This window comes from uncultured Dokdonia sp. (assembly GCF_947492815.1).
Classification (GTDB): domain Bacteria; phylum Bacteroidota; class Bacteroidia; order Flavobacteriales; family Flavobacteriaceae; genus Dokdonia.
In genome coordinates this window covers 218,085-240,372 of sequence record NZ_CANLOB010000001.1, presented here as the reverse complement: position 1 = coordinate 240,372, position 22,288 = coordinate 218,085, and the positions used below count along the sequence as shown (strand labels likewise).

The window sequence follows — 22,288 nt, the reverse complement described above, 5'->3', positions numbered from 1 at the left end:
ATAACGATGTAATCAAATATACAATACTTACGCTTCTTTTAATACAAACTGAGTTACTGTTCTGTTTTCTTGTTTTAAAAGCACTTTTCTTCCATGTAAAAGCATATGTATTTCGTTTGCTGAGGCATGTCTAGCAGTAAGTAATGTCACTCCTTCATTCCATCTTACTTTATAGGTTGCTCTTAGTTTTTTTAGTAACGGTTCTAATGTGTTAAACTTATTTTCAATGCAAACAGAAAAACTAATGGCAGAGTTCTGCATCATCGTTACCTTCATTTTATAAATGTGAAGTAAATTAAAAATATCACTTATGTTTTCTTCCATAATAAAACTAAAATCGATAGAAGATAATGAGATAAGTATCTGATTTTTCTTTACGATAAAACAGGCAACCATGGGGTCTAGTTGTATGCCTTTTCCTATAAATGTGCCAGGACTTTCAGGAGTAATAAAAGATTTCACATATAATGGTATTTCTTTTCTCTGTAGTGGTTGAAGTGTTTTGGGGTGTATTACAGAAGCCCCATAAAATGCCATTTCTATAGCTTCATTATAAGAAATACGTTGTAATAGTTTTGTGTTTTTAAAAACTCTAGGATCACCATTTAATACACCAGGTACATCTTTCCAAATAGTGAGGTTGTCTGCATTTAAGCAGTACGCAAAAATAGCGCCTGTATAGTCACTACCTTCTCTACCTAGCGTTGTTGTAAAGTTGTTTTCCTCTGAAGCTACAAATCCTTGCGTAATAAATAAACCTTCTTTTTGAATTGCTTGTTGAATGTTTTTTTGTGTGACATCCCAGTCTACCTTAGCGTCTCTGTAGCTAGTATCTGTTTTGATAAGTTCGCGAGCATCAATCCATTGATTTTTAATGTTGCTTTCAGCAAGAAATGCACTTACAATTTGTGTAGAAGTAAGTTCGCCATAACAGATCACTTGATCATATACAAAGTCATAATTAGGAGATTTATTAATAGCTAGAAAGTCTTCTAAGTTTTTAAATAAGGTGTGTACGGTTTTAAAAATAGCATGTCCTTTAGGGAAAAGAGTCGTAATTATATCTATATGATACTTACGAGATGCTTCTATTGTTTCAGATAGTTTTGTCTCATCATTAAAATAGGCATCTACTACTTCTTCTAATGCATTGGTAGTTTTACCCATGGCAGATAGTACAATAAGCTTGTTTTTGACACCTGTCTTTTGTAGAACAGTCACTATATTTTTTACGCTATCTGCGTCTTTTACCGAAGCACCTCCAAATTTAAATACCTGCATTTTCTTAGTTCTTCTTTATAAGATTATGACAAAAATGATACAAAAGAGCAAATGTACTCATTCCTGAATTTTTTATACGCTTTCGCGAAAGCGTATATAGGAAATACATACATTATAGATGATGTTTATAAAAAGATACCCTTTATGATATGGAGTCTATATAGTTATGTAACCGTTCTCTATTCATTTGAGCTAGATACCAGTCTTTTAATAACAATGCACCGCTATTTTCATAAAACGTTATTGCGGGTGTATTCCAATCTAGTACTACCCATTCAACTCTATTGACATCCTGTTGTATAGCATAACGCATAACTTCATTATATAATGCTTTACCAAATCCTTTGCCTCTATGTATATCAGAGACAATTAGATCTTCAAGATGTAAAGATTTACCTTCCCATGTGGAAAATCTAAAATACACTAAGGCCATTCCTATAATTTTTGCTTCGTGTTCTGCAACAAAGCAAGTAAATAAAGGATTTGTACCTGTGCCATTTTTAATAAGTGTATCTACTGAAATTTTTACAGCATCTGGCTCTTTTTCATAAACAGCAAGCTCATTTATAAGAGAAAGGACATCAGGCATATCTGTTGCCTGAGCCTTGCGAATAAGATAATTCATAAGAAATATGATCTAAGCAAGCTAAAGTAAAAAATTATATAGATAAAAGAATACGAAATCGTTATAGTTATGGTGTTTTTTTGAATATTTTTGCAAAAAATAATGTTACATACCACATGGCACGTAAAAATCAAACTTTAGGAGAATTTATAATCGAAAACCAATCAGAGTTTAAATATTCTTCTGGTGAATTATCTCGACTGATTAACTCAATTCGATTAGCTGCAAAAGTGGTAAATCACCAAGTAAACAAAGCTGGATTAGTAGACATACTAGGCGAAGCTGGAGATACAAATATACAAGGAGAAGATCAGCAAAAGCTTGATGTTATCGCAAATGAAACCTTTATAAATACACTGAAAAATAGAGAAATTGTTTGTGGTATAGGAAGCGAAGAAAATGATGATTTTATTACCATAGAAGGACATAATGATGATCATCAAAATAAGTATGTAGTGTTGATGGATCCTCTAGACGGGTCTTCAAATATAGATGTAAATGTTTCTGTAGGGACTATTTTTTCTGTTTACAGAAGAATTACACCTCCGGGAACTCCTGTAACAATTGAAGATTTCTTACAACCAGGACGTAACCAAGTAGCAGCAGGATATATTATTTATGGAACAAGTACCATGCTAGTGTATACTACAGGTCATGGTGTTAATGGCTTTACATTAAACCCAGCTATTGGAACATTTTATTTGTCGCATCCTAATATGAAATTTCCTGAAGAGGGGAATATTTATTCTGTAAATGAAGGAAATTATACTCATTTTCCTCAAGGTGTTAAAAATTATATTAAATATTGTCAAGAAGAATCTGGAAATCGCCCGTACACTTCTAGATATATAGGTTCGCTAGTTTCTGACATACATCGTAATATGATTAAAGGAGGTATATATATGTACCCAAAAAGCTCTTTAAATGCTAAAGGAAAGCTTAGATTATTATACGAATGTAACCCAATGGCATTTATTACTGAGCAGGCTGGAGGTAAGGCTAGTGATGGGTATACTTCAATATTAGATCTGAAACCTACAGAGTTACACGAGAGAGTTCCTTTCTTTTGTGGAAGTAAAAAAATGGTGGAAAAAGCCGAAGCTTTTATGGAAGAATCATTATAATCCCTATATATTTAGGCGCTTATCGTCATTTTTTATATATTTGATTTGCTATAACGCAATGAATCCCTCATCAAATTATGTCTAAAGGAAATAAAGAGCAAAGCAATCAAAGTCAATTAGAAGCAAATTCTAAAATTGATGCAATTAAGCAGCTTATTTTTGGAGAAAATATGGCTGAGTACAGCCAAGAATTTGACACTCTAAAAAAAGAACTAGAAAAAAGGCGCCAAGAGCTATCAGATTATATTGATGATACTCGTAAAGAGCTTATGACTGCTATTGATAATTTAAGTACAGATGTTAATATTCGTATTTCTGACTTAGAAGAATCATTAAATGATAAAGCAACATCTTTAGATGAGAAAAAAGTTGACAAATCGCAATTAGGTAATTTACTTATAAAGTTAGGCGAGAGTATCAAATCCTAATAGTTCTAACGATTCTCTGTCATGAATTCTAAGGAAAGACTTGAGATTTTAAAAGAAATCTTACTTACAGAAGAACGTGAGTTTGACAGAGATCTTGTGCTTAAAATTGAACAATTAAGATCAGAACAAGAAAATCTTTCTGATAGAGTTACTCCAATACTTGACGAGCGCATGGATGATTTTGTTCAGAAAATGCCTAAAGCCTTAGGTCCTGTAATTACAGAAACACTCAAAACAGAAATTAAAAAATCACAAGAAGCCGTTGCTGAAGCATTGTATCCAATAATGGGTAAAATGATTAAAAAATATGTTCAAGCTGAGATCAAAAAACTTAACGAAGATATCAATCAAAGGCTTAACAAGACATTTTCATTTAGAAATTGGTTTTCTGGAAAAGATAATGATATTGATGCAGCAGCATTGATGTATGAGCAATATGAAGCAAGAATTGAGCAAATCATGGTGATTGAAAAAGGATCAGGATTGCTTAAGGCAAATTATGCAAAAAGGGAAACTCTTGATGAAGATATGTTAGCGGGAATGTTAACAGCTATAAAGAGTTTTGTAGAAGATGCTTATAATCAAGGAGAAATGGAATTGGAGAGAATTGATTATGAATTATTTACAATTCATCTTCAAAACTTTTCAAATTACTATATTGCAGTTGTTATTACGGGGATCTATGACGATAATTATAAAGATAAGCTAGAGGATGTGCTATTGGATTTTGCACAATTTGTTGTTAATAAAAGCGATTTAGAAAACCCAGAAACTTTTACCAAAAAATTAAAATCATATTTTACAGATGAGCGTATCTAAAAAAGTTGTACTGTTAGGGCATTTTGGTGTAGGAAAATCTTCACTTCTTAGGCGTTTTGTAGAAAATACCTTTTCAGAAAGCTATACTGTTACTATTGGGGTTCATATCATGAAGAAAGAAGTGCACCTAGAAAAAGAGAGTGTTACGTTAGTTATATGGGATGTTGAAGGAACAGACGATTTTACAAAATATAGACCCTCCTATCTTATGGGTGCTTCTAGCTTTATTTATGTTTTTGATGCTTCTAGACCAGTTACTTATAGTGACATAAAATATAACTTAGAACATTTAAAAGAGAAATATCCTCATATTTCTGTGCACATTATCGGCAATAAAGTGGATTTGGTCGATCCTGAAGTAATTTTAAATGAATTAAAAGCACAAGATATTCAGCATTCTTATCTTTCTAGTGCTAAAACTGGAGAAAATGTTGAATTGCTGTTCGAAAATGTAGCAGCACAATTACTTGAGAATGCTTGATAAGCTTAGACAAGAATTTTTAGAGAACACCACTCAGATACTTATTTTAGATAGTACAAATCGAGTTTTAGAAACAGATAACTCTTTGTTTTATATAAAGAAGGATTCTGATATCACCGACTTTCACCCATTCTTTCATGTGATTTCATCTCTTTTTGATGACGATAGAAAAGAACAAAAATTCTATTGTGTACAAATGGAAGTGAAAGGGAAAACATGTTTTTATGATATAAGAACTGTCGTCCATTTTGAAAAAAAGCAAGTAGTATTGTTTGTAGAAGATCTTACAGATCATTACAAAACAGTGCATCAGATAAAACAAGTGCGTAATGAATCTATTATAAATTTTAATATTACGCAAGAGCTTAATCACGAGCTAAACGTTCAAAGAGGATTTAAGAATAAATTTCTAGCAAATGTTAGTCATGAAATTAGAACACCTCTTAATAGTATTTTAGGTTTTCTTAGTGTACTTGAAAATACAAACTTAGATAGAGAGCAGTTAGATTTAATAGGTATTATTAAAGATTCTTCTAAAAACCTTGTTTCTATTGTAGATGATCTTTTAGATATTTCAAAGATAGAAGCTGGTAGACTTGAGATAAAAAACAAACGATTTAATTTTAGAAGATTTACAGAATCACTTATAAAAACATATGAATTACAAGCTGAGGAAAAACGGTTAAAGTTTGTATCTGATATTGGAACAAATCTTCCTCGTTTTCTTATTGGAGATCAACTTAGGCTAAATCAAATTTTGATCAATTTGCTTGAAAATGCCTTGAAATTTACCCATCAAGGTACGGTTACATTACGTGTATCTACTAATTCACGTAATATGCGTCGTATTCCTGTAACTTTTGAAATTATAGACACAGGAATAGGAATACCTAAAGAGCACCTTACTACCATTTTTGAAAGTTTCACACAATTAGAAAAACGTGGTTTATTTGGTGGTTCTGGATTGGGACTTAGTATTGTAAAACAGCTTACGCAATTAATGGAGAGTGACCTAGAGGTACAAAGTATGGAAGGTGAGGGGTCTACATTTAAGTTTACAATTTTTATGGGAGTTTCTCATGATCAGAAGGAAGAAAAAGAAATTTCGCGCATAAAAAAATCAGAAAAAAGAATAGGAGGATCAAAAAAGAGAAAATATCGTATTCTTTTAGGAGAAGATATAGAGGTAAATCAGCTTCTGATGATGCGTCTTTTTGCAGATGAAGGAAGCTATAGTTTAGATATTGCAAAAAATGGAGAACAAGTTGTTTTATTTCTTGAAAAATATCAATACGACCTTGTTTTAATGGACCTTTCTATGCCTATTATGGATGGATATGATGCAGCAATGCGAATTCGAAATCACAGTGATAAGAAAATAAAGAAAATTCCTATTATTGCTCTCACAGCACGAACTACAGAAGAAGAGAGAGATGCTGCAAAAGAAAGTGGGATGAATGCCTATTTAACAAAACCAATAAATGCTGAGATTTTGTTTAAAACAATAGATAGGTTATTACATCGCTATAAGAATAAAAAGAAGGAAGAAGTAAAAGAATAAAAAAAGCGGCACATATGCCGCTTTTTTTATTGAATATGTATTATTAACGATTCATCAATTTGATTTCTTCCTTAAAAGTATCTAGATCTACTCCTTCATTAACAAGCGATAGTGCCTTGTCAACAACATATTTTACATTATTTACTGTAAACCCTAAACCTACAGCAAGCCTTTCGAGCATAATAGTTTGCTTGTCACCAAGCTCATGATCAGCAAAAACCATTCTTCCTAAGTCAAAAAGACGCTCTAGACGACTCTCATAAGTGATAGGAGGATTAATTTTATGTGTCTTATAATCTTTTAATATTGCTTTGTAATCTTCTTCTGAAATATCAAGATTACGAGCTGTTCTATCTAGGAATTTTTTTTCATCTTCAGTAATGATGGTATCACTCATTGCAATACGTACCATTGCTGCAAAATGATCTTCATTACGCTTGCGGAAACCGCTATCATACAAATCTGAAATAGACATAGTTTTATCTTTATAATTAAGTCGCAAATATAGCTATTCTTGCATCATTTTTAATTTGTACATTTGGAAAACTCCCTAATATATTTTTAATGGATTCTTTTTGGTTTTATTTTAAAGAAGGTCTTCTTCATGTGTTGGATTGGAATGCGTATGATCACATCCTATTTATTATTGTCTTGACGGTCCCTTATACCTTTTCTAGTTGGAAAAGATTACTGTCGTTAGTAACTATATTTACAGTAGGACACACTATATCATTGAGCTTATCGGCCTATGAAGTTGTTAAAATTAACACGACAATTATAGAGTTTTTAATTCCTGTGACCATTTTGATAACAGCGTTTTACAATATTTTTACAGCAGGTAAAAAAGGGAGAAAAGAACAAATAGGAGTCTATTTTATAAGTACTTTATTCTTTGGGCTCATTCATGGTTTTGGATTTTCTACGTATTTCAAAATGATGACGGCTAGTAGTGATCATAAGTTTGTACCCTTGTTAGAATATACATTAGGGATAGAAGCTTCTCAAGTTATTATTGTGCTTTTAGTATTAATTGTTAGTTTTTTAGGACAGTTTGTGTTTCGTTTTTCACTAAGAGATTGGGTGATGGTTGTTTCTGCAATTGTTATTGGTGTTGCGATTCCCATCTTTAGAAACGCACTAATTGCGTTAAATATTTAATAATCGATTGCATATCACGTAAGAGGCACTTACTTTAGTGCTTATAAATTAATTTATTTTTTATACGCTTTCGCGAAAGCGTACACCGCACATTAAAATATATGGCTTCAAAGCAACATAAATACGATATCGCATATTTGAGAATGGCAAGGGAATGGGGTAGATTATCTTATTGTGAGCGTAAACAAGTAGGGGCAATCATTGTGAAGGATAAAATGATTATATCAGATGGATATAATGGCACACCTACAGGTTTTGAAAATTTTTGCGAGGATGAAGAAGGCTATACAAAATGGTATGTTTTACACGCCGAAGCAAATGCTATTTTAAAAGTAGCATCGTCTACACAATCCTGTAATGGAGCAACATTATACATTACATTAAGCCCTTGTAAAGAATGTAGCAAACTTATTCATCAAGCAGGAATTAAACGTGTTGTGTTTAAAGAAGGTTATAAAGATCAGAGTGGTGTGAAATTTTTAGAAAAAGCAGGCGTTGAGATAGTACATCTTTCAAATTTAGAAGATTAATGAAATTAAAAAAGAAATACGTACCCCTCCTTTTTAGCTTAGGAATTGCTTTAGGAATTCTCTTAGGTAGTTTTTTAAATATAGGATCTTCTACAGATACGGCTTTTTTTAGTTCAAACGCTAAGAAAGAAAAACTTAATAAACTTATTGACTATATAGATTATGAGTATGTAGATACTGTAAATACAGACAGTATTGTTGATGTAACTGTTAATGGGATTTTAGATAATCTTGATCCACATTCTACATATATACCGCCAGAAGAGCTAAAAAGAATTGAAGAAAACATGAAGGGTGATTTTGTAGGAATAGGTATTCGCTTTTATCCCTATAAAGATTCAATTGCAGTTATTCAAGCAATAGAAGGTGGTCCTAGTGCTAAAGTAGGTATACGTGCAGGAGATCGTATTGTCTATGCTGATGATATCCCTCTTTCAGGAAAAGCTATCGGTGATGATTCTTTATCAAAAATTTTAAAAGGTCGTGTCAATACTTCTGTAAATCTTAAGGTAAAGAGACAAGGGGAAGATGTACTTATTCCCTATCGTGTAAAAAGAGATTTGGTTCCTATATCCAGTGTTATAGGGAGCTATATGCTTACAGATGAATTAGGGTATATCAAGATTAATAGATTTGCAGAATCTACCTATGATGAATTTAAAAAAGCATTGAAAGATCTTAAATCACAAGGAGCAACACAATTAGCGCTTGATTTAAGAGATAACCCAGGGGGATATGTCGCTAGCGCCGAAGCAATTGCTGATGAGTTCTTGAAAAAAAATAAACTTATCTTGTTTACTAAAAATAAGACAGGAAAAATAAACAAAACCTATTCAAATAGGGGTGGACTTTTTGAAGATGGAGAAGTATTTATTCTTATTAATGAAAACTCAGCTTCTGCTAGTGAAATTGTAGCAGGCGCATTGCAAGATAATGACAAAGGACTCATTATAGGTAGAAGATCGTTTGGAAAAGGACTTGTGCAAAGAGAGATGTCTCTAGGAGATGGTAGTGCAGTAAGACTTACAATTGCTAGATATTATACACCTACAGGGAGGTCTATTCAAAGACCTTATGAGTTAGGGAATAAAGACTATTTTGAAGATTACTTAGAACGTTATGAAAATGGAGAACTACGAAGTGCAGATAGTATCAAAGTAGCAGACTCACTTAAATTTAAAACTCCGTTAGGTAAGGTGGTGTATGGAGGAGGCGGAATTATTCCTGATGTTTTTGTGCCTAAAAATATAGATTTTGAGATGCGTAATCTTAATTATTTACTCAGATCAGGAGATATGCGTATGTTTATTTTTGAAGAATTAGAAAAAGATCGCTCATTTTATAATAACCTCTCTCTAGAAGAATTTCAAAATGAAATTACGATATCTGACACAATTGTAGAAGATTTTATATCTTACGCCCAATTAAGGGGAATTAATTTAAGAGCAAAAGATTATAGGGATGTTTATAAAAGCTACCTAAAAGCCACTATGGCAAAACAGCTCTTCGGTAATAATGCTTTTGAACAAATTGTTAATCAAGATGATGCGATTATTCAAAAAGTCATAAGCATAAGTACTAATTAGGGGATATACTATTATGGTTATAATTGCATCAGTTTTTGTGTTTATTATTGCTGTTATCTTTAGACTATTAGATAACAGTGCCAAACTATTTATTTCAAATGGAATATCTGTAAGCCCATTCTATCTTCCGGCAGAAACAGTAATAGAAGAAATGAATAAGCTAGATGATGACAAACTAAAGCAAAAACTAAAACGCAATTTATTATACCAGAAATTACATAAAATATTTACCATCCTATCTATTATAACCCTTCTCGTAGGTATAGGATTAGAAATATATAAGCCAGAACTTATATACCTGTTTTAATACGTATTATACTTATTTAGCGCTTCTTTTTTGTTCTTTCTGTTTTCTTGCAATCTTTCTAGAGATTTGAAGAATAAATAGTAAAATAATAGCACATGCACTTCCTAATATACCAATAAGAGCAACAGAGCTATTACCTTGAAAAGGAGCATCATAATCAACTTTTGTTATATTATAAATGAGTAATATAGCGGCAAGGGTAATAAATATAGGAATAGCAATACGCATATGTTTTTATTTAAATAGTTCTTGAATATTAGCTGTAAATAATTTTACAGCAATGGCTAGCAAAATTACGCCAAAAACTTTTTGAATCACAGCAATTCCATTTTTACCCATAAAACGTTCAATATGTCTAGAGGTTTTTAGAACAATATAGATCAGTAAAATATTAATAGCGATGGCTACAATGATATTTTCAATTTTATATTCTGCACGTAAAGCTACTAAAGATGTAAGACTTCCAGGTCCTGCAAGTAATGGAAATGCTAGTGGAAATACCGTTACGGTTTTAGGACTTACCTCTTCATCTTTAAATAATGTAATACCTAAAATCATTTCTAAGGCGATAAAAAATAAGATAAAAGAACCCGCAACTGCAAATTCATTTACCTGCACCCCTATAACATTCAAAATACGTTCTCCTAAAAAAACAAAAGCAATCATAATAACTAAAGCAATGATAGACGCCTTAGCACTTTGAATATGCCCTGCCTTTTTACGTAATTTTATAACAATAGGAATATTTCCCACAATATCAATTACGGCAAATAAAATCATAGTAGCCGCTGTTATTTCTTTAAAATCAAAATTCATAACCTAAAGGTTTAAAATGCGCGGCAAAATTACTATAAATTGCAAGATCTTACTTGTATAATCTATATAAAGTTATAGTAAAATATATGTAAATTTATATGCTTTTGACAGAGTTCTACGTTTATGTTGAGTTTATCGAAACACGAAAGCGTATACTGGAAAATTAGAAAAAAATAGCTTGTCTCAAAGGGAAAAGTATGTTTAATCATTCCTATTTTAAATCTTTAAAGTGCTATTTTATAGCTCATACTTTCGGGGTATCTTTGTGATATGTTTCAGCTTAAAAATACTATTGTTTCTGAAGAGATTATCGAAAAAGATTTCGTGTGCAATCTCAATGCTTGTAAAGGAGAATGTTGTATTGCTGGTGAGGCTGGAGCCCCTCTTGAAGAGAATGAAGTTGAGACTTTAGCTGCTATTTATGAAGATGTAAAACCTTTTTTAAGACCTGAAGGAATTGCTGCAATAGAAGAACAAGGTACTTCTATTAAAACTGATTTGGGAGATCTTGAAACTACCTTAGTAAATGGTGCCGAATGTGCCTATGTCACATTTAATGACAAAGGTTTTGCTAGTTGTGGGATAGAGGATGCATATAATGCAGGAAAAGTCACTTTTAAGAAGCCTATATCATGTCATTTATACCCAGTTAGAGTACAAAAGTATAGTTCGTTTTCGGCAGTAAATTATCATAAATGGCCTATTTGCGATGATGCGTGTACCTTAGGAAAAGAATTACAGGTTCCAGTATATAAATTTACAAAAGATGCGCTTGTACGTAAGTTTGGAGAAGCCTGGTATAAGGAACTAGAAAAAGCTGCAGCAGAACTTCAAAAATAAGGTCAAACAACCATACCTGTTAATTTATACTGCCTGTGCTTCTAAATGAAATGAATACACTATGAGAAACACTTCCAAATTACCCGAAGTAACCAACTCTATTTTTAGTGTGATGGGGCAAATGGCACATACACATAATGCTATTAATCTTTCACAAGGCTTTCCAGGATTTGATACAGACCCTGAATTACATGCCTTAGTTACCGAGGCGATGGCTTCTGGCCATAATCAATATGCGCCTATGCAAGGAGTATATAGTCTTAGAGAGCAAATAACTTTAAAACTAAATACGCTTTATGGAAGTGACTACCATCCAGAGACAGAAGTAACGGCAACTGTAGGGGCTACCCAGGCAATTTATACTGTCATATCTGCTTTTGTAAATGTAGGTGATGAGGTAATCGTGCTAAAACCTGCATATGATTCATATGAACCTGCTATTTTAGTAAATGGAGGTAAGGTAGTGCCAATACAGCTCAAAGCTCCAGACTATAAGGTAGATTGGAATGTAGTACAGCAAGCCATCACATCAGCTACAAAAATGCTGATTATCAATACGCCTCATAATCCTACAGGAACGGTATTGACAAAAGCAGATATGATTGCTTTACAAACTATTTTAGAAGGAACCAATATTATATTGTTGAGTGATGAAGTATATGAGCATATTGTCTTTGATGGGATTACACACGAAAGCGTCGCTAAATACCCAAAGCTAGCCGAAAGAGCTTTTATAACAGCTTCTTTTGGAAAGACATTTCATAATACAGGATGGAAAATGGGGTATGCAGTAGCGCCTAAAGAGTTAATGTATGAATTTCAAAAAGTACATCAATTTGCTGTTTTTTCTGTGCATCATCCCACACAAAAAGCATTTGCTGAGTATTTAAAAACACCTAATCATTATTTAGAATTAGGAGCATTTTACCAACGTAAAAGGGATTTGTTTTTAGATCTTATAAAAGGCTCTCGATTTAAAATGACCCCTTCTTCAGGAACCTATTTTCAATTAGTAGATTATAGTGCTATTACAGAAGAATCTGATATTGTTTTCGCCGAAAGGCTGATTAAAGAAAAAGGGATTGCTTCTATACCAACATCTGTATTTAATTTAGATCAAGAAGATTTTAAAATGTTACGTTTTTGTTTTGCTAAAACAGATGAGACATTAGAGCAAGCTGCAGAAATTTTGAATTCGATTTAATTAAATTTTATGTGTTTAGTTAAGAAATGCAAAGGCGTATTTCAACAAGTATGAATCTGCTTTGAGCAGTTTGTAAATCGTTTTGAGTAGGATACTCTTATTTTTATATAATGATTATTCATTTTAAGCAGATGAACCTTTTATTCTAAACACAATGAAACGATTTTTTCTTTTTTTCTTTCTGATATATTTAGGAACATTACAAGCCCAAAATAGTACAACAGTTCAAACAAAAGACATCACCCATTTTTGGGAAGCTTTTGATGCGCTATCTACCTGTAAAACCAATACAGATAGTATACAGACCATGCAGCGATTGTATTTAGATCGTGCGACAAGAGGTTTAAAAGATTTTGCAAAAGTAAGAGATTTTACTGCCGATGGGTTTGTAGAAGTGATTGCTACATATCCAAAATATTATCAATCTATTAGAGCAAATACGCTTACTATTTCCAAAATACTTTCCGAGCTAGAAGGTATTGTTACCGCTTTTAAAAATGTATACCCTAGATTTGAAGAAAAAGGGATTTGTTTTGCGATAGGAATGCTTAATACAGGCGGAACCATCTCTGAAGATTTCTTATTAATAGGTTCAGAGATTGCAGCGTCTACAAATGCTACCGATCTTTCCGAAATTGATAATGATGCTTTTAAAAAAGTGTTATCATCTGGTACTAGTGTGAAACAGAAAATACGTAATATGATTGCACACGAGTATGTTCACACACAACAGAAAATAATGTATAGTGACAATGCAGTAAAATGTTCACTGTTAAAGAATACACTAGAGGAAGGACAGTGTGATTTTATAGGAGAACTTCTTGCTGGCGGTCAAATTAATACCATCGCAAAATCCTATGGAGATCAACATGAAGAAGCGCTTTGGAATTCTTTTAAAAATGAACTTTGTAATGTTTCTGATGAAAACTGGTTGTACAATTTTACAACTGTAAAAGAAGAACCTGCAGATCTTGGATACTATATAGGATATCAAATTACTAAATCGTACTATGAGCAAGCTATAGATAAGCAACAAGCTATTATTGATATATTAGAAATGGATAATCCTTTACACTTTTTACAAATGAGTGGTTATGATCAAAAATTTAAAGATTAATTTGCCTGTGTCTAACACCTTTTAAGTTTTATTGAAGAATCTTGTTTTCATATTATTTTTTATTAGCTCTTGTTTTAGTTTTGGCCAGAGTCCTGTTTATATACATCTTACAGAAAAAGACGGATTGCCAGATATTGAGTTTTATGATATGCTAGAAGATCGTAATGGTTTTATATGGTTTGCGGCAGATAAAGGACTTTTTAGATATGATGGTAAAGAATTTAAAAGCTACAGTAATGCCTCAAAAAAAGGACTCTCCGTTTTTGAACTATTTGAAGATGAGAAAGGTCGTATCTGGTGTACTAATATTTCTGGTCAGTTTCTTTATGTGGAAAATGATAAGCTTCACACGTTTATCGATGTCTCTGACAATCTAAAAGGGTCATTGGCAAACTATAAAATAATTAATAAAGCACTCATTATTTTTGGAGACGGGCAAATCATTAAAGTTTCTCTAGCAGATGGTTCTAAAAAAGTGATTTCTCAAAAAGAGAAGAGTGTTATAGGCTCTCCTTTTTCGGTGCCGGACGGAATTTTATTTAAAGATGAGAAAGATATTTTTAAGTTAGATTTTAATTTTGAAAAGACAAGAGTTGCGACTGCAACAGCCTTATTTGAAGATTTAACCGCAAAAAATGCCATCCCTACAAAGAAAACAACAATATTTCAAGTGGGTGAAAGGCTGTTTTTTTTTCATACTATTAGTAAAGAAAATATATTTTATACGCTTTCGCGAAAAAGTAATACTCTTCATAAAACCAGAACTCCAGAAATTTTAAAATCATGCCTCATCACTCGTGTGATCGAGCTTAATGATAAACTTTGGTTTTTAACAAGTACAGGAGCTCATGTTTTTAAAATGACTAATAATGAACTCTTATATGAACAAACGTATTTATCTAATGAATTTGTTACTAAAATAGTGATAGATAAGGATAATAATTATTGGTTAACAACACTGCGTAATGGAGTCTTTATAATCACAAATATTTATGTAGAAAATTATAACATTCAAAAATCAGTGTCAAATGTAAGTACGCTAGAAAAGATAGATGAGCAAACTTTTGCCTTTGGGACGGTACGTGGTGATATAGGTTTGTATAACCTATACAACAATGATATTAAAATCTTAAAGTCTTCTTCTGGAAGTAAAGTCTCTTCTTTGAGTTATAATGCATATTATCATAAATTATACATAAGCCACGATACTGATGCTTATGAGTTGGATCTAAAAACAGGATTTTTTGGATCTAGACTTAACGGAGTTGGAGCAAAAGACCTTGTTATTAAAGGAAGAGATACATTGCTTATTATAGGGGGGGGTAAATCTTATTTTGTGGCTAGAAATGATTTAGAAAAGAGAATCTCTTTTACGTATACGCTCACTAAAAAAAGAGCGTATGCGGGTTTCTATGACAAAACCCTAAAAAACACATACATAGCAACTATAGATAACTTAATTCAATATGATAGGAAACTAATAGCACACAAAATCTTATACAATGGAGCTCCTATTTTAGGTAAGCAAATCACTCAAACAAGAGATGGAATTATATGGATCTCTACGTTTAAAGATGGTGTATTCGGTATAAGAGGTAATCAAGTGATAAGGCACTTCTCTACAGATAATGATCTTGTTGCTAATGAAATTGTAGCCATTACAAGTGATGAGAACAACTTATGGATTGCCACAAATAAAGGCATACAACTTATTAATAGGACTACAGGCGCTATTAAGACACTCACAAAACGAGACGGTATACCTTCCTATAAAATATCTGGTATGATTGTTTTTGAAGATCATATTGTTTGTGCCAGTAATGTAGGCATCTTTAGTGTAGATAAAGAAAAAACATTTTACAGTAGACCTTTACCAGAACTTTACTTTACAGCGATTAAAATTGCTGACACGGATACTGTTTATAAACCCAATTATAAATTAGCGCATGATCAAAATAGTGTACGTCTAGACTTTAGAGCAAATAGTTTTCAATCAAGTGAGCATATCGTTTATCAATACAAACTCAATGCTGAGCCTTTTACCTCATTAGACAAAGGAGTAGACTATCTTGATTTAAAAAATCTAAAAAATGGAACCTATAACCTTAAATTAAGAGCCAAAAACAGATACAATAATGAGGTGTCGCCTTTACAACATATTTCATTTGTAATCGCATTGCCATTTTGGCAACAATGGTGGTTTATCTTGTTAACTCTGTTATCTGTAGTATTAATTGTATATTTTTATGTGCGTAGTATTATTACAAAAAGAAAACGATTACAACTTATTGAAGTAAAACAACTACAACAGAATAATAGGCTTACAAGCCTAAAGCTTGAGAATTTACGCTCACAAATGAACCCTCATTTTATATTTAATGCACTTAATTCTATTCAAGAGTATATTGTGTTGAATCAAAAAGATCTAGCAAGTGATTATCTAGGAAAATTTGCAGATCTTGTGCGTAAATATTTGAATCATAGTAATAAAGGAAGTATAACTCTTAGAGAAGAAATAGACTGTTTACAAATGTATTTAGAGTTGGAAAAACTGCGATTTGAAGATAAATTAATGTTTTCTATAACAGTAGATAATTCTTTAGATACCCATGAGATTATGATTCCAACAATGCTCGTACAACCGTATGTAGAAAATGCTATTAAGCATGGTCTTCTTCATAAAAAAAACCAACGAGAGCTTACTATTCTTTTTCAACACTCAAAAACTAAAAATACAATACAATGTCAAGTAATGGATAATGGTATTGGTCGGGAGAAGGCAGGTGAGATAAAAAATAGTCGTAATCCAGCACATGCTTCTTTTGCTACAAAAGCAACAGATAATAGGCTTCAATTGATCAACTTAAATCGAGTACATAAAGTAGGTGTTCACATTAAAGATTTAAAAGATTCCAATGATAATGCTCTGGGGACCGAAGTAACCATTGAAATACCTTATAAAATATAAACACAATGAAAGCAATACTGATAGATGATGAGCCTAAAGCTCGTAGACTTTTAGAGGTGCTTCTTAGAGAAAACTGCCCAAAAATTAAGCAGACATACCAAGCTGAAGATTTATTAAGTGGTGTTGCTTTAATCAAAGAAGAAGAACCCCAATTGGTTTTTCTTGATATAGAAATGCCAGAACATTCAGGGCTAGAAATTTTAAATTTTATAGATAAAGAATCTTTTAATTTTGAGATTATATTTACAACAGCATATAGTGAATATGCGATACAAGCTTTTGAACTATCTGCGGTAGATTATTTACTTAAACCATTAAGATCTCAAAATGTTGCTATAGCTGTTGAAAAAGCCATCACAAACCTAGGTAAAAGCCGAATTAATTTAAAGCTTGAAGAACTCAAAGAGACATTAAACAGTGCGCAATTTAAAAAAATTGCACTCCCAGTTTCTAATGGGATTCGTTTTGTGCCTTTTGAAGAGATTATGCTTTTAGAAGCAGATGGAATGTATACAAAAATAAACACAACTCAAGAAGAAATTCTCATAAGCAAACCTCTACGTCATTTTGTAGATATATTAGATAAAATACCCACTTTTTATAGACCCCACCGCTCCTTTCTTATTAATCTTTCGTTCATACAACAGTATGTAAAAAGTGATGGAGGTTATATTTTGATGGATAATGGAAAGAGTGTTTCGATATCCAAAGACAAAAAAGAAGAATTTTTAGAGTTAGTAAGTAATATTTAGGTTTTAAAAGCTGAAAATTAGGTTTCAGAAACTGTTAGCGCTAACTATTATTTTTTAATGTGAAATTTATCGTATGATTATATCTCATTAAAATTAGATTATACTAAGATCAAGCCCCATTATATGTAATGGGGTTTGGTTTTTTACGTTTTGTCGCTTTGTTTTTTGTTTGGTTATGAATCTCGTGTATTCGATTTCGCGAAAGCGTATGGCTTCAAAAAAGGACTTATTTTAAAAGTTTAGCAACCCAACTGCGACTTTCAGAAACTAGAAAGGATTACTTAGACCAAAGAGGAGGTTATTTGTAGTGTTACTAACTAAAATTATACTCATGAAAAATATCTTAACACTATTCATCCTTTTTGCCGTTGTCACAATGACACAAGCACAACAATCATTTTTTGAAGCCTTGGAGGCAAATGGAGAAAATGCAGTCTACGAGGGATTTGGTGGCGGCAGAAGTAGGCCTGCCATAAAAGTAAGTATTCAGCGTACTGCAGGAGGGATCCCTGTAGGATTTACTGGAGAACCCGTAACAGAAGACTGGGGATCTATTGGCCAGACAGAATTAAGTGATTATGGGAGAATGGACCATTATCCGCTAGCTATGAATATGAAACACACCTATACCAATGATGGGTATGTGGTGATAGACAATGTCATTTTTGTAGTTGATAATATTCCTAATGAAGGCGTACCCGCTTTTGAAAATGTGACTGCAATATATCTATTGAAAAAAGAAGGACAAAGCAATCAAGACGAGACCAAAAAAGGAAAGAAAAAGAAAGGCGGTCTTCTCTCAAAAATGAAAAAGAAGTTAGGAAATGCAGGGCAAAATTCTGTGCAGAAATACATAAAAAGTGTCAATATTGAACAACTATTTACAGACTATGTAACAGCTATGAAAGCAAAGCAAGATGCTTACATGCTTACCTCAAAAGATAAGATGGATATTGCTGCCATAAAAGCTGCACGTAATGCAGGAGATGAAGAAATTAAAAAGTATAACGACTCGATTAGAAAAACACCTGAGTATAAAAAATTAAAAGAGCACCAAGCACGTATGGAGCGTATGGAAAATAATAACATCGTAACTCTTAAAAACAATATGGGTCGTACTATTTACGTAGGGACTTCAGGGAGTCGTAATCGTGGTACTAAAATCAATCCAGGGGAAACCGCACGATGGGATTGTAGTACGGATGGCTATCTACAATCTGAAATCGTTTCGGGGGGTAGTTATAATTATAGCTCTACAAATCGCAAAGTATATAGCTCAAATACTGGATGCGGTAATACGGTATCTATAAACTAGAGTTTTCACCCTTATCTACAAAGAATCCCACACGCTAATGGTGGGATTTTTTTGTACGCTTTCGTACTTCGATAAACGCAGCATAAACTTCGGTTTTGTCAAAAACGTATCTCTAGTTATTACTTCTTTTAAAATTTAGAAATTCAAAACTGACATTCAGAAACCGAGGCCAAAATGACTGTCGATCTCTATGTTATTTAGCCATAAATAAAGACTAACAAAAACAAAGAACTTATGAAATCAAAACTACTTTTTGCAGTATGTCTAATCATTAATCTATATGGTTATGCACAAAACGTGAACATACCAGATGCTACCTTTAAATCGCTATTAGTAGCAAATACAACTATTAATACAAACGGCGATGGAGAAATACAAATGACCGAAGCCACGTCTTATACTGGAACTATTTCTGTGGCAAATCAAAATATACAAGATCTTACAGGAATAGAAGCTTTTACAGAAATTGTAGCGTTACAAGCGTTTTTTAACCCTATATCGAATATAGATATTTCTCAAAACACAAAGCTCACACAATTATTACTAGAACAAACAAATATTTCTGGGGAGCTAGACTTAAGTATGCTCACCCAACTTACCGATTTTAAAGGGCATACTACTAGTCTTACAGCTGTAAATATGGCCAACGGTAATAATGTGAATATGACAAGGTTTCAAGTACAAGGCACTCTGGTCACTTGTGTACAGATTGATCCTAGTTTTACACCAAATAATGATTGGATGATTCCTACAGGTTCATCTTACAGTGAGAGTTGTCCTGAATTTACGTGTATTGTAGATATACCAGACCCTATTTTTAAAAGCTTTCTTTTAGGATCTGCAATTGTGAATACTAATGGGAACAATGAGATAGAGTGTAGTGAGGCTGCATCGTTTACTGGAGAACTATTTTTGACAGTTCTTAATATACAAGATTTAACAGGTATCGAAGCATTTACATCATTGACTTCTCTTAATTGCTCAGAAACGTTACTTACAAATTTAAATGTAAGCGCTAACATTGCTTTGACTGAATTAAATATAGCTAACACTCAGATAGCAATATTGGATTTGAGCTCTAATAATCTACTTAATGAATTTATTGGAGTAAATACTTCTCTAACAAGCTTAGATGTAAGTGGAAATTCTATGCTGTCAAGAATAGTGGTTAGTAATAATACTCAACTTGAAGATCTAAATGTGGCAAATGGTAATAATACTGCTATTACGGATTCAGATTTTTTGGCTAACAACAACCCTAACTTATCTTGTATTACCGTAGATGATGTTGCTTATAGTGATACTAACTGGACAAATATTGATGCGCAGACAAGTTTTAGTTTAAATTGTAGTTCAAATACAGATACAACACCTCCTACAGCGGTATGTCAAGATTTTACACTTGTATTAGATGTAAATGGTGAGGCAATGCTTTTTGGAGCAAATATAGATGGAGGTTCGACAGATGATGTAAATATAACGACACTAATCGTAAGTGAATTTGAGTTTGATTGCTCGAATATAGGCGCAAATACTGTAACATTAACAGTAATGGATGCAGCTGGAAATTCAGACTCCTGTACAGCGACAGTAACGGTGGTAGATACTATAAATCCAACTATCGTTCCTGTAGCAGATATTACAGAAAATGTAGATGCAGGTATGTGTAGTGCGATGGTTTCGTTTCCAGTAATTATTGTAAACGATAACTGTTCTAATACAAGTTTTACGACAGATGCACCAGCAGGTCAAATTTTTCTGTGGGGACCACAGTGGTTACTGTTATAGGAATGGATGATTCAGGAAATATCGCTACAAACTCATTTAATGTAACGGTAGTAGATAATGAAGCTCCCGTTCTTGATTGTGTTGTTCTAGAGACGATAGAAGTAAACGAAGGGGAAACCTTTACGTTGCCAGATTATGTGGCAGATGGTGATACTACTGCAACAGATAACTGCTCAGTAACGATTACTCAAGATCCAGCAGCTGGAACAGTGTTAGTAGCAGATACATACCAACTTACGTTTACAGCAACTGATGCAAGTGGCAACACGGAAATATGTACACAAAATCTTATTATTGAAGAAGTATTAAGTGTTCAAGATGTCTCTATAGAGAGTGTAGTTTCAATATACCCTAATCCCGCAACAGACTTTATTCAGATAGCATCTGAAATAGCGCTTATAAATGTTGAAGTGTACAATATTAACGGACAATTGGTACTTACTAGCAATCCCGTAGCGGAGATTAATATTTCAAAGTTATCTTCAGGAGTGTATTTTGTAACCTTATATTCAGAAACTAGTTTTATTACTAAAAAACTGATTAAAAAATAATTGACGACGTTGATTTTTAAAGGCCGTCTATTTTTGATAGATGGCCTTTTTTTGTTTTATTTGGTATATGCTTTCGCGAAAGCATTGACCCAAAAACATAAACTGGTTTACATTTCAAACGCTGTTTTGTTTTACAAAAGATGATGAAATGCTCAATCTGACTACAGGTGTTTTTAAATGCAGGATACTACAAAGACTTTGGGTAAGTATTATACTTATCATACTATGCTCTTCTTGTACAGTATTACAATGGAGATCTAGTGATCAAGAAATTCAAGAATATTTTGCTAAAAAAGAGATTCCTACAGAAATTAGTTATTTTGAGATTGATAGCCTAGATCTAAAAATTAGGGTACAGCAAATTAAACAATCTGAAAACGATATCAATATTGTGTTTTTTCATGGCTCTCCAAGTTCATTGTCTGCTTGGAATGGCTATTTGAATGATACTACATTTGTAAAAAAAGCAGCACTTCATGCGATTGATAGACCTGGATATGGGTATTCAAATTTTGGAGATGCTATGACATCTATAGATACACAAGCTAAAGTCATGAGTCAACTTTTGGATTATTACGATCTTGAAAATGTAGTAGCTATTGGATCTTCCTATGGTGGACCACTTGCTGCTCGACTTGCTTATGAGAATCCTCGTGTAAAAGGAGTTGTCATGATTTCTCCTGCTATTGACCCAAATAATGAAAAGAAAATTTGGCAATCAAGATTTACGCAATGGTGGATCACCCGTTGGTTGTGCCCTACAGGATATCGTGTTGCGGGAGATGAAAAAACAGTCCATGCGCAAGAATTAGCATTGATTGCTGATAATTGGGATGAGGTTACGGTTCCTGTATTACATATACATGGTGATATAGATGATATTGTTCCTTATGAAAATGTGAAGTATACGAAAGAAGTTTTTTCTGATATAGAAATTATTACAACTCCCAATACAGGACATGAGATTGCTTGGGGGCGTCCTGAATTGATGAAGCCTTTAATTTTGAAGTTTATGGAGCGAGTGTTTGTAGAATAGT

The 22,288-nt window shown here is 32.8% G+C and carries 23 protein-coding genes; 18 read left to right on the top strand and 5 right to left on the bottom strand.

The annotated features are described in order from the left end of the window. Positions 1 to 27: 27 nt before the first annotated feature. Together Q1A01_RS01215 and Q1A01_RS01210 are read right to left on the bottom strand one after the other, a co-directional pair. On the bottom strand, positions 28 to 1,281 hold the full coding sequence (locus tag Q1A01_RS01215) for an aspartate kinase (protein WP_299674726.1): 1,254 nt from the start codon (positions 1,279 to 1,281) through the stop codon (positions 28 to 30). A 142-nt stretch (positions 1,282 to 1,423) separates the two neighbouring features. After that, the gene (locus Q1A01_RS01210; protein ID WP_299674723.1) at positions 1,424 to 1,906 is read right to left on the bottom strand and encodes a GNAT family N-acetyltransferase; all 483 of its coding nucleotides are present in this window, start codon (positions 1,904 to 1,906) and stop codon (positions 1,424 to 1,426) included. 116 nt (positions 1,907 to 2,022) lie between these two features. Between Q1A01_RS01210 and fbp the strand changes: the two genes are divergently transcribed. The 5 genes from fbp (at position 2,023) to Q1A01_RS01185 (ending at position 6,319) form a co-directional block, all read left to right on the top strand. Next, positions 2,023 to 3,030, top strand: coding sequence for a class 1 fructose-bisphosphatase (gene fbp / locus Q1A01_RS01205; RefSeq protein ID WP_299674721.1), 1,008 nt, complete (start codon positions 2,023 to 2,025; stop codon positions 3,028 to 3,030). A 77-nt stretch (positions 3,031 to 3,107) separates the two neighbouring features. After that, the gene (locus tag Q1A01_RS01200) at positions 3,108 to 3,458 is read left to right on the top strand and encodes a fructose 1,6-bisphosphatase (protein ID WP_299674718.1); all 351 of its coding nucleotides are present in this window, start codon (positions 3,108 to 3,110) and stop codon (positions 3,456 to 3,458) included. A 21-nt stretch (positions 3,459 to 3,479) separates the two neighbouring features. Then, complete coding sequence (locus Q1A01_RS01195) at positions 3,480 to 4,277, top strand: cell envelope biogenesis protein OmpA (RefSeq protein WP_299674716.1); 798 nt, start codon at positions 3,480 to 3,482, stop codon at positions 4,275 to 4,277. Continuing rightward, entirely contained in the window at positions 4,264 to 4,758 is a 495-nt protein-coding gene (locus Q1A01_RS01190) for a Rab family GTPase (RefSeq protein WP_299674713.1), read from the top strand. Before Q1A01_RS01195 ends, Q1A01_RS01190 begins: the two co-directional genes overlap by 14 nt. Then, positions 4,751 to 6,319, top strand: a complete 1,569-nt coding sequence (locus Q1A01_RS01185; RefSeq protein ID WP_299674710.1) for an ATP-binding protein — start codon at positions 4,751 to 4,753, stop codon at positions 6,317 to 6,319. The genes Q1A01_RS01190 and Q1A01_RS01185 overlap by 8 nt, the downstream gene beginning before the upstream one ends. A 43-nt stretch (positions 6,320 to 6,362) precedes the next feature. On the opposite strand, the gene Q1A01_RS01180 is transcribed toward Q1A01_RS01185, so the two are convergent. Beyond that, a complete protein-coding gene (locus Q1A01_RS01180) occupies positions 6,363 to 6,794 on the bottom strand; it encodes a TerB family tellurite resistance protein (protein ID WP_299674707.1) in 432 nt (143 codons plus the stop codon). A gap of 89 nt (positions 6,795 to 6,883) precedes the next feature. Between Q1A01_RS01180 and Q1A01_RS01175 the strand changes: the two genes are divergently transcribed. The 4 genes from Q1A01_RS01175 (at position 6,884) to Q1A01_RS01160 (ending at position 9,900) form a co-directional block, all read left to right on the top strand. Then, entirely contained in the window at positions 6,884 to 7,477 is a 594-nt protein-coding gene (locus tag Q1A01_RS01175) for a HupE/UreJ family protein (protein WP_299674704.1), read from the top strand. Positions 7,478 to 7,578: 101 nt separating this feature from the next. Then, the gene (locus tag Q1A01_RS01170) at positions 7,579 to 8,007 is read left to right on the top strand and encodes a dCMP deaminase family protein (protein ID WP_299674701.1); all 429 of its coding nucleotides are present in this window, start codon (positions 7,579 to 7,581) and stop codon (positions 8,005 to 8,007) included. Further along, positions 8,007 to 9,593 (top strand): S41 family peptidase, encoded by a 1,587-nt coding sequence (locus tag Q1A01_RS01165; RefSeq protein ID WP_299674698.1) that lies wholly within the window; start codon positions 8,007 to 8,009, stop codon positions 9,591 to 9,593. Before Q1A01_RS01170 ends, Q1A01_RS01165 begins: the two co-directional genes overlap by 1 nt. Positions 9,594 to 9,606: 13 nt before the next feature. Beyond that, the gene (locus Q1A01_RS01160) at positions 9,607 to 9,900 is read left to right on the top strand and encodes a hypothetical protein (protein ID WP_299674695.1); all 294 of its coding nucleotides are present in this window, start codon (positions 9,607 to 9,609) and stop codon (positions 9,898 to 9,900) included. Between the two features lie 12 nt (positions 9,901 to 9,912). Here the strand turns inward: Q1A01_RS01160 and Q1A01_RS01155 are convergent, their stop codons facing one another. Both Q1A01_RS01155 and Q1A01_RS01150 read right to left on the bottom strand, forming a co-directional pair. Next, positions 9,913 to 10,128, bottom strand: coding sequence for a hypothetical protein (locus tag Q1A01_RS01155; protein WP_299674692.1), 216 nt, complete (start codon positions 10,126 to 10,128; stop codon positions 9,913 to 9,915). 6 nt (positions 10,129 to 10,134) lie between these two features. Then, a complete protein-coding gene (locus Q1A01_RS01150) occupies positions 10,135 to 10,716 on the bottom strand; it encodes a MarC family protein (RefSeq protein WP_299674689.1) in 582 nt (193 codons plus the stop codon). A 270-nt stretch (positions 10,717 to 10,986) separates the two neighbouring features. On the opposite strand from Q1A01_RS01150, the gene Q1A01_RS01145 reads away from it, so the two are divergent. The 9 genes from Q1A01_RS01145 to Q1A01_RS01105 all read left to right on the top strand — a co-directional run bounded on the left by Q1A01_RS01145 (position 10,987) and on the right by Q1A01_RS01105 (position 22,287). Then, positions 10,987 to 11,556 (top strand): DUF3109 family protein, encoded by a 570-nt coding sequence (locus Q1A01_RS01145; RefSeq protein ID WP_299674686.1) that lies wholly within the window; start codon positions 10,987 to 10,989, stop codon positions 11,554 to 11,556. Positions 11,557 to 11,617: 61 nt separating this feature from the next. Continuing rightward, positions 11,618 to 12,760, top strand: coding sequence for a methionine aminotransferase (locus Q1A01_RS01140; protein ID WP_299674683.1), 1,143 nt, complete (start codon positions 11,618 to 11,620; stop codon positions 12,758 to 12,760). Between the two features lie 154 nt (positions 12,761 to 12,914). Beyond that, positions 12,915 to 13,877, top strand: coding sequence for a DUF2268 domain-containing putative Zn-dependent protease (locus Q1A01_RS01135; RefSeq protein ID WP_299674680.1), 963 nt, complete (start codon positions 12,915 to 12,917; stop codon positions 13,875 to 13,877). A gap of 31 nt (positions 13,878 to 13,908) precedes the next feature. Then, positions 13,909 to 16,845: a histidine kinase gene (locus Q1A01_RS01130; RefSeq protein WP_299674676.1), complete on the top strand. Its 2,937-nt coding sequence runs from the start codon at positions 13,909 to 13,911 to the stop codon at positions 16,843 to 16,845. Positions 16,846 to 16,850: 5 nt separating this feature from the next. Then, complete coding sequence (locus Q1A01_RS01125) at positions 16,851 to 17,597, top strand: LytTR family DNA-binding domain-containing protein (RefSeq protein WP_299674674.1); 747 nt, start codon at positions 16,851 to 16,853, stop codon at positions 17,595 to 17,597. 331 nt (positions 17,598 to 17,928) lie between these two features. Next, positions 17,929 to 18,912 carry a hypothetical protein gene (locus tag Q1A01_RS01120; RefSeq protein ID WP_299674671.1) on the top strand — a complete coding sequence of 328 codons (984 nt, stop codon included), beginning with the start codon at positions 17,929 to 17,931 and terminating at the stop codon, positions 18,910 to 18,912. Between the two features lie 234 nt (positions 18,913 to 19,146). Then, a complete protein-coding gene (locus Q1A01_RS01115; RefSeq protein ID WP_299674668.1) occupies positions 19,147 to 20,700 on the top strand; it encodes a hypothetical protein in 1,554 nt (517 codons plus the stop codon). Then, on the top strand, positions 20,673 to 21,251 hold the full coding sequence (locus Q1A01_RS01110) for a T9SS type A sorting domain-containing protein (protein ID WP_299674665.1): 579 nt from the start codon (positions 20,673 to 20,675) through the stop codon (positions 21,249 to 21,251). The genes Q1A01_RS01115 and Q1A01_RS01110 overlap by 28 nt, the downstream gene beginning before the upstream one ends. Positions 21,252 to 21,399: 148 nt before the next feature. Continuing rightward, entirely contained in the window at positions 21,400 to 22,287 is an 888-nt protein-coding gene (locus tag Q1A01_RS01105) for an alpha/beta hydrolase (protein ID WP_299674662.1), read from the top strand. The last annotated feature ends 1 nt before the right edge of the window (position 22,288 follow it).

Excerpts from the sequence above, each read along its gene's own strand:
- Q1A01_RS01215 (WP_299674726.1), bottom strand. The coding sequence starts at position 1,281 with ATGCAGGTATTTAAATTTGGAGGTGCTTCGGTAAAAGACGCAGATAGC.
- Q1A01_RS01210 (WP_299674723.1), bottom strand. The coding sequence starts at position 1,906 with ATGAATTATCTTATTCGCAAGGCTCAGGCAACAGATATGCCTGATGTC.
- fbp (WP_299674721.1), top strand. The coding sequence starts at position 2,023 with ATGGCACGTAAAAATCAAACTTTAGGAGAATTTATAATCGAAAACCAA.
- Q1A01_RS01200 (WP_299674718.1), top strand. The coding sequence starts at position 3,108 with ATGTCTAAAGGAAATAAAGAGCAAAGCAATCAAAGTCAATTAGAAGCA.
- Q1A01_RS01195 (WP_299674716.1), top strand. The coding sequence starts at position 3,480 with ATGAATTCTAAGGAAAGACTTGAGATTTTAAAAGAAATCTTACTTACA.
- Q1A01_RS01190 (WP_299674713.1), top strand. The coding sequence starts at position 4,264 with ATGAGCGTATCTAAAAAAGTTGTACTGTTAGGGCATTTTGGTGTAGGA.
- Q1A01_RS01185 (WP_299674710.1), top strand. The coding sequence starts at position 4,751 with ATGCTTGATAAGCTTAGACAAGAATTTTTAGAGAACACCACTCAGATA.
- Q1A01_RS01180 (WP_299674707.1), bottom strand. The coding sequence starts at position 6,794 with ATGTCTATTTCAGATTTGTATGATAGCGGTTTCCGCAAGCGTAATGAA.
- Q1A01_RS01175 (WP_299674704.1), top strand. The coding sequence starts at position 6,884 with ATGGATTCTTTTTGGTTTTATTTTAAAGAAGGTCTTCTTCATGTGTTG.
- Q1A01_RS01170 (WP_299674701.1), top strand. The coding sequence starts at position 7,579 with ATGGCTTCAAAGCAACATAAATACGATATCGCATATTTGAGAATGGCA.
- Q1A01_RS01165 (WP_299674698.1), top strand. The coding sequence starts at position 8,007 with ATGAAATTAAAAAAGAAATACGTACCCCTCCTTTTTAGCTTAGGAATT.
- Q1A01_RS01160 (WP_299674695.1), top strand. The coding sequence starts at position 9,607 with ATGGTTATAATTGCATCAGTTTTTGTGTTTATTATTGCTGTTATCTTT.
- Q1A01_RS01155 (WP_299674692.1), bottom strand. The coding sequence starts at position 10,128 with ATGCGTATTGCTATTCCTATATTTATTACCCTTGCCGCTATATTACTC.
- Q1A01_RS01150 (WP_299674689.1), bottom strand. The coding sequence starts at position 10,716 with ATGAATTTTGATTTTAAAGAAATAACAGCGGCTACTATGATTTTATTT.
- Q1A01_RS01145 (WP_299674686.1), top strand. The coding sequence starts at position 10,987 with ATGTTTCAGCTTAAAAATACTATTGTTTCTGAAGAGATTATCGAAAAA.
- Q1A01_RS01140 (WP_299674683.1), top strand. The coding sequence starts at position 11,618 with ATGAGAAACACTTCCAAATTACCCGAAGTAACCAACTCTATTTTTAGT.
- Q1A01_RS01135 (WP_299674680.1), top strand. The coding sequence starts at position 12,915 with ATGAAACGATTTTTTCTTTTTTTCTTTCTGATATATTTAGGAACATTA.
- Q1A01_RS01125 (WP_299674674.1), top strand. The coding sequence starts at position 16,851 with ATGAAAGCAATACTGATAGATGATGAGCCTAAAGCTCGTAGACTTTTA.
- Q1A01_RS01120 (WP_299674671.1), top strand. The coding sequence starts at position 17,929 with ATGAAAAATATCTTAACACTATTCATCCTTTTTGCCGTTGTCACAATG.
- Q1A01_RS01115 (WP_299674668.1), top strand. The coding sequence starts at position 19,147 with ATGAAATCAAAACTACTTTTTGCAGTATGTCTAATCATTAATCTATAT.
- Q1A01_RS01105 (WP_299674662.1), top strand. The coding sequence starts at position 21,400 with ATGCTCAATCTGACTACAGGTGTTTTTAAATGCAGGATACTACAAAGA.